Genomic DNA, 14,051 nt, shown 5'->3' on the forward strand with positions numbered 1-14,051 from the left:
CCGCGCCGCCCCTCAAGCGGCGAGCCGGCGGTCCAGCCGCGTCACCGCACCCCTGAAGGACCGCCCGAGGCCCGGCCGGGCCGGCCGCAGAACAGCCCGGAACGCCCTGGTGCCGTCGGCGGCGAACGTCCACTGCACCCGCGTCCCCGTCCCGGCCGGAGCGAGCCGCCACTCCTCGACCAGCGCCCGGACGCCCGGCGTGTTGGTCACGTCCACGCGGTAGGCGTACAGGTCCGGCTCCTTCGCCACGAGCACCGTCTCGCGAAAGCGCCCGCCACCCAGCAGCCGTACGTCACGCCCCGCGCCGCCGTCCAGCGGCTGGATGGAGCGCACGCCCGGGAACCATTGCGCCCAGCCGGACACGTCCTCGGCGAGCGCGCGGAAGACCTGTTCGGGTGAAGCGGACACCTCCGTGGCGAAAACCAGCCGTACGGGAGCCGTCCCGACGAAGTCGAGCCCTTCGGGGCGTAACCGGTGAGCCATGCGCGCAACCTCCTCATGGCGAGGAAACGGGGTGCGCCACCCTAACCGCAGCCCCCTCAGATGTCTGTACCCTCACCGGACTCGCCCGCGATCACCAGCCGGCGCAGCTGCTCGGAGATCTCCGCACGCGCCGCCTCAGGCAGCCCCGCGTCCGTCACCAGCGTGTCGACCTGATCCAGCGCCGCGAACGAACTGAGGCCCACCACACCCCACTTGGTGTGGTCCGCGACCACCACGACCCGGCGCGCCGACTGCACCAGGCGCCGGTTGGTCTCGGCCTCCGCGAGATTCGGCGTCGACAGACCGGCCTCGGCCGATATCCCGTGCACGCCCAGGAACAGCATGTCGAAGTGGAGCGCCGCGATGGCCTGGTCGGCGACCGGCCCCACCAGGGAGTCCGACGGCGTGCGCACCCCGCCGGTCAGCACGACCGTGGCCGCGCCCTGCCGGGGGCCCGAGGTGCGCTGCGCCATGTGGAAGACGTCGGCCACCCGCACCGAGTTGGTCACCACGGTCAGGTCCGGCACGTCCACCAGATGATGCGCCAGCGCGAACGTCGTCGTACCGCCCGACAAAGCGATCGCGCTGCCCGGGGCGACGAGTTCCGCCGCCGTCTTCGCGATGTCCTCCTTGGCGGTCAGCTCCAGGCCCGACTTCGCCTCGAAACCCGGCTCGTGGGTGCTCGCCTCCACGACCGGCACCGCGCCGCCGTGCACCTTCTCCAGGACGCCCTGCCGCGCCAGCGCGTCGAGGTCCCGGCGGACCGTCATGTCCGACACGCCGAGCTTGCGGGTCAGCTCGTTGACCCGTACGCCGCCACGACGGCGTACCTCGTCCAGGATCAGGGCGCGGCGCTGCTCCGCGAGGAGGTTCTGATTCTCACTCACGTACGCTCCGGTCCTTTCCCTCGACCCGTCCGACAGGCCCGCTCACCTGCTCCGACGAGGAAATTCTCGCCGATACCGGTGCGGGGGCGTCCCATCCTCGCACGGCCGGCTCACAGCCGGTCCACCACCCCGACGCGTCTCTGCCGCCCGGGCGCCGCACCCGCGTCTCCCGCACGGTCCGGGGAGGTTCCGTGACAGGAGGTGTATCAAGCCCCCGGAGTGGCGATCCTTATGTCCGCACAGACACATACAGACACCTGGCGAAGGCGTGTCACGGGGGAAGTGCGAACAGTGGAACGTGCCTCTGCGGACAGAACGGCCCTGGAACTCCTGGTCCACGGCGTGGGTGGCGCCACGCCCGAGAAGATGCTGAACGACCCGCGCACCGTGAGGATCACCGGCGACGACACAGCGGCCGTGTTCCGGCGCGCCGACGACGTCACCGCGGACACCGGCCCCGCCGAGGACCGCGGCCGCGACACCCCCGTTCCCGAGGCCTATGTGTGGTCCAACCTCACCTCCGGCAACGGCACCCGCGCCCTGTGGCTCCTGCTGCTGCCGTTCATGGTCGTCAACCTCGCACACTGGATGCGTCCCGCCGCACGCGAACGCCTTCGCGCGGTGCGGCTGTACGGACTGCTGGTGAGGCTCGCGGCGCTGAGCCTCACGGTGCTGCTCGTCGCCGCCGCCTGCGAGGTCGCCCTCGACCTGACCGCCTGGCAGTGCGCGGGCACCACCGCCTGCGCCGAGCGCCACTCGTGGCTGGGCTTCCTCTCACCCGCCGTCTCGGACAGCGGCTGGTGGAGCCTGCCCGGCCGCAGACTCGCCCTCGCCGCCCTGGTCCCGACCGCCCTCACCGGTCTCCTGTGGTACCTGTCCCACCGCACCTGGCGGGCCTACGAGTCCCAGGAACCCCTGGACCGCACGAGCGAACCCGAGAACGGCCCCGCCCACACCGCACTCGGCCGGCCCGGCTTCTGGTACGGACGCCGGCTGGTGGCACGCCTGCGCGCCGCGCACACGGCGGCGGGGCTGCTGACGGTGGCCGCGGCGGCCGGCACGGCGGCCGCACGCCAGGACCGCCGCCCCGGCGGCCCGCCCCTCCTCGACGTCCTCGGCCGGCTGCTGGAGGCGTCCCTGCTGCTCGGCGCGCTGGCCACGGTCTGGGTGGTGTGCCGCCGGGGCCGCAGCGAGCACCACCTCGACCGCCGCCTCGACGCGCACCTCGTCCACCGTCTGCCGTCGGCCGCACTCGTCCTGCTCGCCCTGACCCTGCTGTACGCCGGGTGGGAGCGCCCCGGCTGGCAGTCCGAGGGCAGACTCCCCGGCGACATGACCTTCGGCGCCCTCGCCCTCGCCCAGGGCGTCCTGGTGATCGCCCTCGCCGTCGTCGCCCGGCTCCTGCACCACTGCCCACGCGAACGTGCGCCCGCGGACCCGGACGGGACCGCGGCCGTACGGCACTTCCCGCAGGAGCGCTGCGCCCTGCACGGGCTCGGCGGCCCCGCCGTCGCGATGCTGGCCTGCGCTCTGGGCGGGGTGATGTCCGGCGGAGTGTCACAGCGGGTGTCGGACTGGCTGGACGGCACCGGGACCTACCTCGACGGACCGCCCGTGCTGCTGACCTGGCAGGCGTCCGTGATCCCCGTGCTGATCGTCGTCCTGCTGGCGCTGTGCGCGCTCCTCGCCCGGCGGACCCTGCTTCTGACCCGCGCCGAGCAGGACGCCGTGCTCCGCGCGTACGGGGTCGGACACGGTGACCCGGCCCGCACCCGGCGCATCGCCCGCGCCCGCGCGATGGCCACGCTCACCGACCGCGGCCCGCTCCTCGTCGCCGTCACCTCTACCGCGACCCTGCTCCTGGGCGCGGGCGCGCTCGTCGGCGCCCTCGGCACCGGAAAGACCCCGGTCCGGGCCGGGGACGGCGCCCAGCCCTTCGTACAGGGCGCCGCCCAGACCGCCCAGGCGCTGGGCTCCTGGCTCATAGGGCTCGGCTTCGTCCTCTTCGTCACCTGGGGCCGACGCGCCTACAAGGACGCCTCCGCGCGGCGCACGATCGGCATCCTCTGGGACGTCGGCACCTTCTGGCCGCGCGCGGCGCACCCCTTCGCCCCGCCCTGCTACGCCGAGCGCGCGGTCCCCGACCTGACCTGGCGGATGGCCGGCTGGACGCGCGCCACCGGCGGACGCCTGGTGATCTCCGGGCACTCCCAGGGCAGCGTCCTCGCGGCCGCGGCGGCCTGGCAGCTTCAGCCCTCCGACCGCAAACGGGTCGCCCTGCTCACCTACGGCTCGCCGATCGAGCGCCTCTACGGCCGCTGGTTCCCGGCCCACTTCGGCCCGGCCGCGCTCGCCGCCCTGCACGAGGACATCGCCTGCTGGCGCAACCTGTACCGGCTCACCGACCCCATCGGCGGTCCGATCCGGCTGTCCGGCGACGACTGTGGTCCCCAGGTGGACCGCGAACCCCTCGCCGACCCCCTGGCGTACGGGCGCGACGAGCAGCACCCGCTGCCCGCGCCGGTCCTCGGCCACTCCGACTACCAGGCCGACCCGGCGTTCGCCGAGGAACGCGCGAAGCTGCTGGGGCGACTGCGACCGGACGTCCCCCAGCAGCGCATCTGAGCGGATCAGGGCAGCGCGGGCAGATCCTCCGCGTACACCAGCGTCAGATCGTCCGTGCTCGGCTCCGCCACCTGGGCGACCCGGCTCGCGTGCCGCTCCACCATCGCCTCGAACGTCTGGCGCGCGGTGCGCCCGTTACCGAAGGCGGCCCCCTTGGGGAGCTCCGTGAAGTACTTCAGCAGGGCATCGGCGGCGCCCGGGCCGAGCCGGTACTCGTGCTCCTCGGCCTGCTGCTCCACGATCCGCAGCAGTTCCTCGGGCCCGTAGTCACCGAAGGTGATGGTCCGTGAGAAACGGGACGCCACACCGGGGTTGACGGAGAGGAACCGCTCCATCTCCGCCGTGTAGCCCGCGACGATCACGACCACCGAGTCCCGGTGGTCCTCCATCAGCTTCACCAGGGTGTCGATGGCCTCCTTGCCGAAGTCCCGGCCCGCGTCCTCCGGCGACAGCGCGTACGCCTCGTCGATGAACAGCACACCGCCGTGCGCCCGTTGGAAGGCCTCCTGGGTGCGGATCGCCGTCGAGCCGATGTGCTCGCCGACCAGGTCGACGCGGGACACCTCGACGAGATGCCCCTTCTCCAGGACGTCCAGGGCGGCGAGGATCTCGCCGTAGAGACGGGCGACCGTGGTCTTGCCGGTGCCGGGGGAGCCGGTGAAGACCAGATGGCGTTTGACCGACGCGGCCTTGAGGCCCGCCTGCTGACGGCGCCGGCCCACCTCGATCATGTCGATGAGGGCCCGCACCTCGCGCTTGACGCTCTCCAGGCCCACCAGCGTGTCCAGCTCGCCGAGCACGTCCTTCGAGTTCCGGGCCGACGTCCCGGACCCGTCGGCCCCGTGCTGCGGCTCCGGCGCGATGGCCCGCTGCTCGGGAAGTTTGCCCACCAGGCCGGGCGCCTGGACGGTCGCCTGCACGGCGGTCTCCGGTGCCGCCGCGGCCCCCGGGGTCCGCACGCCCGCGCTCTCGTCGCTGGTGCAGTCCTCGACCACGGGACCGGTGCCCGAGCCGGCCTCCGCCCCGGCGTCGGCGAACTCGTACCCTCCGCGCGCGCACCGCTCCGTGCGGCACTTGCGCAGCGTCGTACGGCTGCCGTCTATCACGTGGAAGCCGTAGCCGCCGCTGTTCGTCACCCGGCAGTCGAGGAAGCTGCCGCGGCCGCCGGCCGACACATAGAACCCGGCCTCGGCGGGGGAGTCGACCGTGCACCGCTCGACCACGGGGTCGGCGCCCTTGGTGACGATCACGCCGGTCTGGGTGCTGTCCACGGTGCAGTTGTTGAGCGTGCCGCCGCTGCCGTGGTCGCGGAACCAGGCGCCGGTCGCCGCGTCCCGGATCCGGCAGTCGTCGAGCTGGGCGGTCGCCCCGTCGCTCACCGACACGGCCGTGTTGCGCACCTGGGACAGGTCGCTGTCCACGACGTCCGCCCGGGAGCCCCGGTCGAGGACGAACAGGGCGTCGGGCACGTCGTGCACCCGGCAGGAGTCGAGGACCGCGGTCGCGCCGTCGCTGACCCAGACGGCGGGGTAGTCCCCGGTGCTGTCGAAGATCTCGCACTGGTTGGCGTCCACGCGCGTGCCGGGATCCCATACCGACAGCCCGTTGCGACCGAACTGACGCACCGTCGTGCGGGTCAGCGTCAGGACGGAGCGGGAGCGCAGGTCGATCGCGTTCTCCGGGATGTCGTGGATACGGCAGTCGGCCAGGGTGAGCACGGCGTCCGTGTCGAGGGTGACGCCGTCGGCGCTCGTGCGGTGCACATCGCAGTCGGTGAGGTGCGCGGTGGCCCGGGCGGTGATCTGGACGCCGCCGCCCCTGATCTCGTACACCTCGCAGCCCACCGCCTCCAGGGAGGAGCCGTCGCCGGTCGCGCTCAGACCCGCGCCCGAGGTGTGGTGCACCCGGCAGCGCTCCAGCCGGGGGTGGGCGCCCCCGCGCACCGAGACACCGGCCTGGCCCGCCGATACGACCTCGCACTCCTCGAAGACGCCGCCACCGCCGTCGACCACGGCGATGCCGATGCCCGCCGGGTTGTCGACGGTGCACCGCCGTACCGTGGGGCGGGCACTGCCACGCACCTCGATGCCCGCCGCGGACCGCGTCACGATCCGCATGTCGAGCAGCTCCGGGGTGCCCTCCTCGACGAGCACGGCGGGCGCGGCCGCGTCCTGGCCCTCCACGTGCAGGTCCTGCACCACGGCCGAGGCGCGCACCGTCAACGGCACCCCGTCCACGGGCGCGAGGCGCACGGAACCCGGGGAACCCTCGGGACCGCGCAGCGTCACCGACCGCTCCACGACCAGGTTCTCCCGGTACGTTCCGGGAGCGATGGTGAGGACGTCACCTTCGGCCGCGGCCTCCAGGGCCGCTGCGAGCGACGCGTACTCACCCGTGCGGCGCCGCCACCTCGATGTGCCGGTGTGCGTCACCTGGACCGTGCCCTGTGCCATGGCGTTGATGTGCCCCCACCTCGTGGTACGCGGGTTGATGCCGAAATGGTTCGGCCGGACCACCGTAGCGTGCGCGCGGGTGGTGGGTTGACCAGAGACGGAAGGCCGTCAGCTGCCGGTACCGGTGCGTCCCCAGTCCGGTCCCGCCCGGTCCCATGCCTGGTCCCAACGGGCGTATCGGCGACGCACCATGCGCCAGACGATCAGCCGCCGGCCGCCCTCGAACATGCCCGCGGTGAGCAGGGCCGCGCCGAAGCCGGCGAGCACCGCGTGCGTGGTCGCCGTGGCGGAGTCCAGCGGCCGGGCGACCAGACGTCCGTGTCCGTCCGTCCATATCCCGAAGTGGTCGCCGCTGTGCGGGGTCTTGAGGCCCGCCAGGACCGTGCCGTGCTGTGCCGTGCCGTCCGGCGCCGTCCAGTCCGCGACGACCCGGGTGCGGGCCTCCCGGCCGGTGGCCGTCTCCGGGTCCGCCTCCAGCGGCGAACCGCCCGCCTTGCGCACCACGGTGGCGGTGACCTCGTGGCGGGACTGCCGCTGCTCGTGTACCGACTGCTGAAGTGCGTCCTGGGCGACGGTGCCGACGAGGGAGCCCGCCACGGGCGCGACGAGGAGGATCAGCAGCAGGGCCGACAACGCCACCCACGCCTCGACCAGATCCGTCGTACGACGCAACGGGTTGTGTCGCCAGCGCCAGATTCCGCCGATCGATCGCACACCCGCACCCCCTTCCCGCTCCGTGATAACCCCCGTCGGAGCCGTTCACGCGCGAGCCCGGGGAAAGAGAGAGCGAAATCACCAGGGCCCGGAACCTCTCATGAACTTCTCACGCAAGCCCAACGATCCGAAGCCGGGCAGGGGTTCCCGCGGATCGCCCCGTCCCCAGGCCGAGGCCGGAATTATGCGATGACGCGCACCGGATCACCGACTCTGATCGTTCCGCGACCGAGAGGTATCAGGTTCTGTCCGAAGATGAGTTTGCCGTCGATGCGCCGATGCCGGCCCAGGGTGTGGAGAGGTTCCTTGCCCCGTGCCGCGGTGGCCTGGTCGGTGGTGGTCACCACGCACCGGCCGCACGGTTTGGCCACCCGGAACCCGACCTCGCCGACGGAGAGGCGCGACCAGCCGTCTTCGGCCCACGGGTCGGTGCCCGCCAGGACCAGGTTCGGCCGGAAACGGTTCATCGGCAGCGGACCCTCCCCGGCGTGAACGTCCCGGGCGATGAGCGAGTTGAGAGCGTCGAGGGACGCGGTCGTGGTCGCCAGCAGCGGATATCCGTCGGCGAAGGCGACGGTCTCGCCCGGCCGCGCGTATTGGGGATCGACGGGCCGACGCGTAGCGGGGTCGTCCATGTGCACGAGGCGCACGTCGGCGCCGACGTGGGCGGAACACCAGGCGTGCGCGGTCTCGTCGGCGAGGACCCCCTCCACCTTGTCGCGGAAGATCTCCAGCGACACCGTGCCCACCGGTTCGGGCACCGCCACGGTCAGCGGCTCGAGACCGGGTGCGGACAGCCGCACACCGCCGCCGGGCAGGACCTCGGCGGCGGCCAGCGCGAGACGCGGCCGCTGCCGTTGGGTGACGACCTTTCCCCCGTCGTCGATCAGCGCCCAGCGCCGGTCACCGGCCAGCCCCCAGGGCTCCACGACGGCTTCCCGGGGTGACGTGCCCCGGAACGCCTTGACCGGATGGACGTGAATCGACAGCAGCTCCGCGTGGTCCATGGGGTCATCCTGCCAGGTGGCACCGGCGACCCCGGCGGATCAGTAACCGCGGTACTGCTGGTTGTACGGGTCCTGGTACTGCGGCGCGGCGGGCCGGGGCGCGGCCGGGCGCATCGCGTCGTAACCCGTGCCCGGACGCGGCTGCTGCTGAGCCTGGGGCCCGGGGTAGCCGCGCGGCGCGGCGGCCTGCGGCGGGATGTACGCCGCCGGGGCCTGCTGGAGCGGCGCGGGCTGCTGCGCCTGCGGGTAGCCGTACATAGCCTGCGAGGGACCCGCGGGGAGAGCGGGCAGCGCCGACGGCAGCGCGGGCAGGTTGCTGCTGCCCATGTCGTACGCGGCGGGGACCCGGATCGGGGCGATCTGCGGGGTGCCCCGCTCGGCCACGAGCGAGTCGTAGATCGGAGTGTCCGGGAAGGAGGCGTAGTAGCCGCCGCCATAGGTGGAGCGGGGGGAGGTCATGGCACATAAGTTAAGCCCACGATGTGCTGGTTGGGGAGACCGATAAGAGGGTTGATTTCCGTGTCGGCGGTGGCTTGGGCCCCCCAATGCGAGCGAACTCGGGAAAATAGGACGCCGAGCACCCCTCGGATCGCGTAAAGGCCGAGTTCCGAGCGGGTTACCGGCGGTTGGGCAGGGCTGTTCCTGCGCTCCGGATGGGCGCGCGGGGCCGCGCGCAATAGGTTGGCCGGACAGGCAAGCCGAGGGCGCCGAGGCGTGCGGCCCGGCGTACCGACACGCGATGGGGGCGTACATGTCAATGTCGAAGGGGTCCAATGCTCCGGTGCCGACCACGGCACTGCGGGTCGAACTGGGCTGGCGCTCCGGACCGGGCGTCCCGGACGCGGACGCCTCCGCACTGCTCCTGGTGGGCGGCAAGGTCCGTTCCGACGCCGACTTCGTCTTCTACAACCAGCCGGGCCACTCCTCCGGAGCCGTCCGCCACGAGGGCAAGCGCGACGCGGGAGGCCAGGTGACCGACAGCCTGCTCGTCGACCTCGCGCGCGTGGAGCCCGCGATCGAGACCATCGTGCTGGCCGCCTCGTCCGACGGCGGTTCGTTCGGCCAGGTGCCGGGCCTCTACATCGAGGTGCGGGACGCCGCGCAGGGCACTGTCGTGGCGCGGTTCGACAGCGCCGGTGCGACGGTGGAGACGGCGTTCGTGCTGGGCGAGTTCTACCGCCGCCAGGGCGCCTGGAAGTTCCGGGCCGTCGGACAGGGCTACGGCAGCGGTCTCGAAGGGCTGGCCACCGACTTCGGGATCGCCGTGGACGAGCCCCAGCGGGCGGCTGCCCCGGCCCCGTCGGCCCCGCCGCAGACCCCGCCGCCCCCGCCGCCGACCATGCCCGCCTTCCCGGTCACGGTGCCCCCGCCGGTCCACCAGGCCCCGCCTCCGCCGCCGGCGCCGCCCGTCACACCGGTCCGGCTGACCAAGGTGACGCTCACCAAGGCCGCTCCGTCGGTGTCCCTGAGCAAGCAGGGCGGCACCTCGGGCGCGCTGCGGGTGAATCTCAACTGGGAGGTGCGCAAGCAGTTCTCGGGGTGGGGCAGCAAACGCGGGCGCGCGGTCGCCATGCACAACGACCTCGACCTCGACCTGTGCGCCCTGTTCGAGCTCGCCGACGGCCGCAAGGGCGTGGTCCAGGCCCTCGGGAACGCCTTCGGCGCCCTGCACCAGCCTCCGTACATCCATCTGGACGGTGACGACCGCACCGGCGCCGCGTCGAACGGTGAGAACCTGACCGTCAACCTCGACCACAAGAACGACTTCCGGCGCATCCTCGTCTTCGTCACCATCTACGAAGGCGCCCGTTCCTTCGCCGACCTGCACGCCACCGTCACGCTGCAACCGCAGCACGGCGCCCCGATCGACTTCTCCCTGGACGAGTGCACGGTCCCCTCGACCGTGGCGGCACTCGCACTGATCACCAACAACGGGGGAGACCTCGTCGTCCAGCGAGAGGCCCGCTATCTGGTGCCCGAGCGCGGGGTCAGTCCCCAGCGGACCGTCGACTACGCCTACGGGTGGGGCATGAACTGGACACCGGGCCGCAAATAACGCTGCTCATCGCCACGCCGCCACGCCTCCACGGGCCCGTGGGCCAGGGGTCTCCCGCACCGGCAGGCCCCTGCCCAAGGCTCAGCCCTCGTCGGCGACGGCGTCCGGCCGGGCGTAGGTGCGGCCCTTCCAGGCCGCACCCCGTCCCCGGTAGTGCTGCACCGCCGAGTCGACGGTCATCAGCAGATAGAGGGACGCGGTGAACGGCAGCAGGGGAGCGAGCCACAGCGGCTGACGGTAGTAACGCAGCATCGGGACGTACGTCCCCGCCATCACCAGCCAGGCCAGGCCGCCGGACACCGCGGTCGCCGTACTTCCGAGCGCGAGCCCGCCCAGCAGGGCGAGCGGCGGCACCAGGTACACCAGCGCGAGACCGAGCACCGTGCCGGTCAGCACCAGCGGACTGTGCCGCAACTGCGCGTAGGCGCTGCGCGAGACCATCCGCCACAGGTCGTGCAGGCTCGGGTACGGACGCACGCTGTCCACACGGTCGGCCAGCCCCAGCCAGATATGTCCGCCCGCCCCCTGCACGGCCCGCGCGAGGGCCACGTCGTCGATGACGGCGTGCCGGATGGCGTCCGGGATCCGCGCCCGCTCGGCGGCCTCGGTCCGCAGCAGCACGCAGCCGCCCGCCGCGGCCGCCGTCCGGGCCCCGCGCCGGCCGATCCGGCGGAAGGGATAGAGCTGTGCGAAGAAGTAGACGAAGGCGGGCACCACCAGCCGCTCCCAACGGCTCTCCACCCGCAGCCGCGCCATCTGCGAGACGACGTCGAACCCTCCGGTGCGCGCCGCCGCCACCAGTTCCCGCAGACTGTCCGGCCCGTGCGCGATGTCGGCGTCCGTCAGGAGGAGGTACTCGGGCTCACGCGCGCGTGCAAGGCCCATGCCGTGGCGGACCGCCCACAGCTTGCCGGTCCAGCCGGCGGGAGGTTCGCCCGGCGAGTCCACGGTCAGCGGAAGCCCGCCGTACCGCCGGGCGAGCGTGCGCGCCAGTTCCCCCGTGCCGTCGGAACTGCCGTCGTCGACGAGGAAGATCTCCGCCCGACCCGGGTAGTCCTGCGCGAGAAGGGAGGGAAGGCTCGCCGGCAGCACCGCCGCCTCGTCACGCGCGGGGACGACGACGCAGACCGGCGGCCACCGCGACGGCTCCTCACGGGCCGGCAGCCTCACGTCCGTGCGCCAGAAGAAGCCCTGACAGAGCAGCAGCCACAGCCAGGCGGCCAGGGACACGGCGGCGATCCACACGATGGCGCTCACGCGCGCAGTCTGCCCCACACCACCGGGCCCCAGGAGCACATCGTCTATGGTGGCCGGGTGAAGATCGCGCTCATGGACTCCGGAATCGGCCTGCTGGCGGCCACCGCCGCGGTACGGCGCCTGCGGCCCGACGCCGATCTCGTGCTCTCCCTCGACCCCGACGGGATGCCCTGGGGACCGCGCACCCCGCAGGACCTCACCGCGCGTGCCGTCGCCGTCGCCGAGGCCGCCGCCGCGCACCGCCCCGAGGCCCTCATCGTCGGCTGCAACACGGCGACCGTGCACGCCCTGCCCGCGCTGCGCTCCCTCCTCGAACCCGGCATCCCGGTGATCGGGACCGTACCGGCGATCAAACCGGCCGCGGCCGGCGGCGGCCCCGTCGCGATCTGGGCCACGCCCGCCACCACGGGCAGCCCCTACCAGCGCAACCTCATCAAGGATTTCGCCGGCGACGTGGCGGTCACCGAGGTGCCCTGCTGGGGACTGGCGGAGGCCGTCGAGCGCGCCGACGAGGCGGCGATCGACGCCACCGTCACCGCGGCCGCCGCCCTCACCCCCGAGGAAGTGACGACCGTCGTCCTCGGCTGCACCCACTACGAACTGGTCGCCTCCCGCATCCGCGCCGCCGTGCAGCGCCCCGGACGGCCCCCCCTCGTCCTGCACGGCTCGGCCGGCGCCGTGGCCGCGCAGGCCCTGCGCCGCATCGGCGCGCGCCCCGCACCCGAGGCGGCGGCCCTCGGCACCGTGACGATTCTCCTCAGCGGTCGTCCGGGTGGTCTCCCGGCGCCCGCCCTGGCCTACGCGGAAGGCCGGCTGCTCGAGACGGCCGTCAGCCCCGCCCCGTAGGGAAGGGGCACCACCGGCCGCTCCTCGGGGCCCGCTCGCCGCCCGGGCGGAGCAGTCACCCTGCGCGACAAGGTACCGGCGCAGCGAAACCTGAGTAACCTCATGAATATGAGGGACCACCCCCACGACGAAAGCACCCCGCTTCCCGACGTCCCGCATCGCGACGCCCCGCATCCCGACGTCTGGACCGGGCGCGCCACCAACCGGGTCCAGTGGCTGCTCGCGCTCGCCGGCGCCGCCTGTCTGGCGCTCGGCATCGAACTCGCCGTCGAATCCGCGTGGACGTCCGGGATCGCCCCGCTCGCCATGTCCGTCGTCGGCTGCATCGCCGCCGGGCTGCTCGTTCTCTTCGGCACCCTCGCCTTCGTGCACGTCGACCTGAAGCTCGACCGCGAGTCGCTCGAGGTGCGCTGCGGCCACATCGGGCTGCCGCGCCGCCGTATCCCGCTGGCCCATGTCGCCGGCGCGGACTTCGAACCCCACGTCACTCCCCGCCACTGGGGAGGCTGGGGCTACCGCTGGCGACCCGACAAGGGCACGGCCGTCGTGGTCCGCCGGGGGGAGGGCGTGGTGCTGCGGCTCTGGGACGGTCACACGTTCACGATCACCGTGGACGACGCGGAGTCTGCGGTCCGCGTCATCAGGGACCGGCTGCGGACGGGCGCCCCGGGCGCCGCCCCCTGACACAGGCGCCGGGTGCGCGCCGCGCTCAGGCGGCCGGACGGTCGCCGTGCTCCAGGTCCCGCGCCTGCCGCACCGCGGGCGCCGCCGGTTCCTCGGCGAGCGGTCGGGCCGTGGCCAGACCGGCCAGGAGACCCGCTCCGGCCGTCACCGTCGTGAAGCTCAGCGCGTTGCCGACCGCGGCCACGGCGGCCAGAGCCGTCAGCGCGGCACCCGCGGTGAGGACGACCGGCGTGGGGCGCGGCGCACGCCACAGGGCGAACAGCACCCAGCAGAAGACCCCGGCGAGCAACAGCACCCCTACGACACCCTGCTCCGCGGCCAGTTGCAGCGGCGCCGAGTGCGGCTTGCCGTCGGACAGCGGGGACCCCGCCGCCGTACCGCTCAGCTCCCCGAAGCGCCCGGGGCCCACGCCGAAGCCGGCCTCACGGTGGGCCATTCCCAGGGCGTCGCGCCACAGATCGCCCCGGTGCTCGGTCAGCCGGTCCTTCAGCGGGCCTGCCAGGCCGCCGGACAGCGCGTTCCCGGCGAGCGCCCAGACCAGGCCCGTCACCAGAGCGGCCGCCACGGCCAGAACCGCGAGGCCAGGACCCCGACGGTGCATCCGGCCGGCGGCCAGGGAGCACAGCAGCACCGCGCCGCACATCACCACAGCCGTGGTCGACCCCAGCAGGCCCCCGGTGACCGCGATGCCCCCGGCGAGCAGCCACAGCCCGAACCGCAGCACGGGCCCGGACGTCGCCCAGGCGGCGCAGCACGCGGCACCGGCCGACAGGGCCAGCACCGCGGCGGTGGCACCGGCATGGCCCAGCGGCGGGACGAACTCCGGGCCCGGGCCGAGCCGCGGCCGGACCACCGACAGAGCGAGCCCCGCCAGCGCACCGGCGCAGGGCGCGGCGACCGGCAGCAACACCCCGAGGATCCGCCCCGCCGCATAGCCGGCGGCCACCGCCAGCACCGCGAGCAGGACACCCTCCGGGCGTCCGCCGTGCACGGTGGCGGTGACCAGGGACCAGATCGCACAGGTCCCGAGCACGGCCAT

12 protein-coding genes are annotated in these 14,051 nt (G+C 73.4%); 4 read left to right on the plus strand and 8 right to left on the minus strand.

What is annotated here, in order from left to right; all coding sequences use genetic code 11:
• Nucleotides 1–12: 12 nt before the first annotated feature.
• Nucleotides 13–483, minus strand: coding sequence for an SRPBCC family protein (locus tag OHS71_RS36255; RefSeq protein ID WP_328483544.1), 471 nt, complete (start codon nucleotides 481–483; stop codon nucleotides 13–15).
• A gap of 56 nt (nucleotides 484–539) precedes the next feature.
• On the minus strand, nucleotides 540–1,370 hold the full coding sequence (locus tag OHS71_RS36260) for a DeoR/GlpR family DNA-binding transcription regulator (RefSeq protein WP_328483545.1): 831 nt from the start codon (nucleotides 1,368–1,370) through the stop codon (nucleotides 540–542).
• Nucleotides 1,371–1,661: 291 nt separating this feature from the next.
• Here OHS71_RS36260 and OHS71_RS36265 point away from each other — a divergent pair, with 291 nt between their 5' ends.
• Nucleotides 1,662–3,995, plus strand: a complete 2,334-nt coding sequence (locus OHS71_RS36265) for a hypothetical protein (RefSeq protein WP_328483546.1) — start codon at nucleotides 1,662–1,664, stop codon at nucleotides 3,993–3,995.
• Nucleotides 3,996–4,000: 5 nt separating this feature from the next.
• Here OHS71_RS36265 and OHS71_RS36270 read toward each other — a convergent pair whose 3' ends face one another.
• From OHS71_RS36270 to OHS71_RS36285, 4 genes are all read right to left on the minus strand, one after another.
• Complete coding sequence (locus tag OHS71_RS36270; RefSeq protein ID WP_328483547.1) at nucleotides 4,001–6,448, minus strand: right-handed parallel beta-helix repeat-containing protein; 2,448 nt, start codon at nucleotides 6,446–6,448, stop codon at nucleotides 4,001–4,003.
• A 108-nt stretch (nucleotides 6,449–6,556) separates the two neighbouring features.
• Complete coding sequence (locus OHS71_RS36275) at nucleotides 6,557–7,162, minus strand: Rv1733c family protein (RefSeq protein ID WP_328483548.1); 606 nt, start codon at nucleotides 7,160–7,162, stop codon at nucleotides 6,557–6,559.
• Nucleotides 7,163–7,344: 182 nt separating this feature from the next.
• Nucleotides 7,345–8,169 carry an MOSC domain-containing protein gene (locus tag OHS71_RS36280; RefSeq protein ID WP_328483549.1) on the minus strand — a complete coding sequence of 275 codons (825 nt, stop codon included), beginning with the start codon at nucleotides 8,167–8,169 and terminating at the stop codon, nucleotides 7,345–7,347.
• A 39-nt stretch (nucleotides 8,170–8,208) separates the two neighbouring features.
• Nucleotides 8,209–8,628, minus strand: coding sequence for a DUF6643 family protein (locus tag OHS71_RS36285; RefSeq protein WP_328483550.1), 420 nt, complete (start codon nucleotides 8,626–8,628; stop codon nucleotides 8,209–8,211).
• A 280-nt stretch (nucleotides 8,629–8,908) separates the two neighbouring features.
• Here OHS71_RS36285 and OHS71_RS36290 point away from each other — a divergent pair, with 280 nt between their 5' ends.
• Nucleotides 8,909–10,225, plus strand: coding sequence for a TerD family protein (locus OHS71_RS36290; RefSeq protein ID WP_328483551.1), 1,317 nt, complete (start codon nucleotides 8,909–8,911; stop codon nucleotides 10,223–10,225).
• A gap of 81 nt (nucleotides 10,226–10,306) precedes the next feature.
• Here OHS71_RS36290 and OHS71_RS36295 read toward each other — a convergent pair whose 3' ends face one another.
• Nucleotides 10,307–11,470 carry a glycosyltransferase gene (locus OHS71_RS36295; protein WP_443047184.1) on the minus strand — a complete coding sequence of 388 codons (1,164 nt, stop codon included), beginning with the start codon at nucleotides 11,468–11,470 and terminating at the stop codon, nucleotides 10,307–10,309.
• 69 nt (nucleotides 11,471–11,539) lie between these two features.
• On the opposite strand from OHS71_RS36295, the gene OHS71_RS36300 reads away from it, so the two are divergent.
• Together OHS71_RS36300 and OHS71_RS36305 are read left to right on the plus strand one after the other, a co-directional pair.
• Complete coding sequence (locus OHS71_RS36300; protein WP_328483553.1) at nucleotides 11,540–12,328, plus strand: glutamate racemase; 789 nt, start codon at nucleotides 11,540–11,542, stop codon at nucleotides 12,326–12,328.
• Between the two features lie 108 nt (nucleotides 12,329–12,436).
• The gene (locus tag OHS71_RS36305) at nucleotides 12,437–13,012 is read left to right on the plus strand and encodes a hypothetical protein (RefSeq protein WP_328483554.1); all 576 of its coding nucleotides are present in this window, start codon (nucleotides 12,437–12,439) and stop codon (nucleotides 13,010–13,012) included.
• 25 nt (nucleotides 13,013–13,037) lie between these two features.
• On the opposite strand, the gene OHS71_RS36310 is transcribed toward OHS71_RS36305, so the two are convergent.
• On the minus strand, nucleotides 13,038–14,051 hold the full coding sequence (locus tag OHS71_RS36310) for an O-antigen ligase family protein (RefSeq protein ID WP_328483555.1): 1,014 nt from the start codon (nucleotides 14,049–14,051) through the stop codon (nucleotides 13,038–13,040).

It is taken from the genome of Streptomyces sp. NBC_00377 (assembly GCF_036075115.1).
In the GTDB taxonomy this organism is placed as follows: Bacteria; Actinomycetota; Actinomycetes; order Streptomycetales; family Streptomycetaceae; genus Streptomyces.

What these genes read in the sequence shown, in the direction of transcription:
- OHS71_RS36285 (WP_328483550.1), bottom strand. Translation starts at nt 8,628, where the DNA reads ATGACCTCCCCCCGCTCCACCTATGGCGGCGGCTACTACGCCTCCTTC.
- OHS71_RS36270 (WP_328483547.1), bottom strand. Translation starts at nt 6,448, where the DNA reads ATGGCACAGGGCACGGTCCAGGTGACGCACACCGGCACATCGAGGTGG.
- OHS71_RS36255 (WP_328483544.1), bottom strand. Translation starts at nt 483, where the DNA reads ATGGCTCACCGGTTACGCCCCGAAGGGCTCGACTTCGTCGGGACGGCT.
- OHS71_RS36280 (WP_328483549.1), bottom strand. Translation starts at nt 8,169, where the DNA reads ATGGACCACGCGGAGCTGCTGTCGATTCACGTCCATCCGGTCAAGGCG.
- OHS71_RS36305 (WP_328483554.1), top strand. Translation starts at nt 12,437, where the DNA reads ATGAGGGACCACCCCCACGACGAAAGCACCCCGCTTCCCGACGTCCCG.
- OHS71_RS36310 (WP_328483555.1), bottom strand. Translation starts at nt 14,051, where the DNA reads ATGGCCGTGCTCGGGACCTGTGCGATCTGGTCCCTGGTCACCGCCACC.
- OHS71_RS36290 (WP_328483551.1), top strand. Translation starts at nt 8,909, where the DNA reads ATGGGGGCGTACATGTCAATGTCGAAGGGGTCCAATGCTCCGGTGCCG.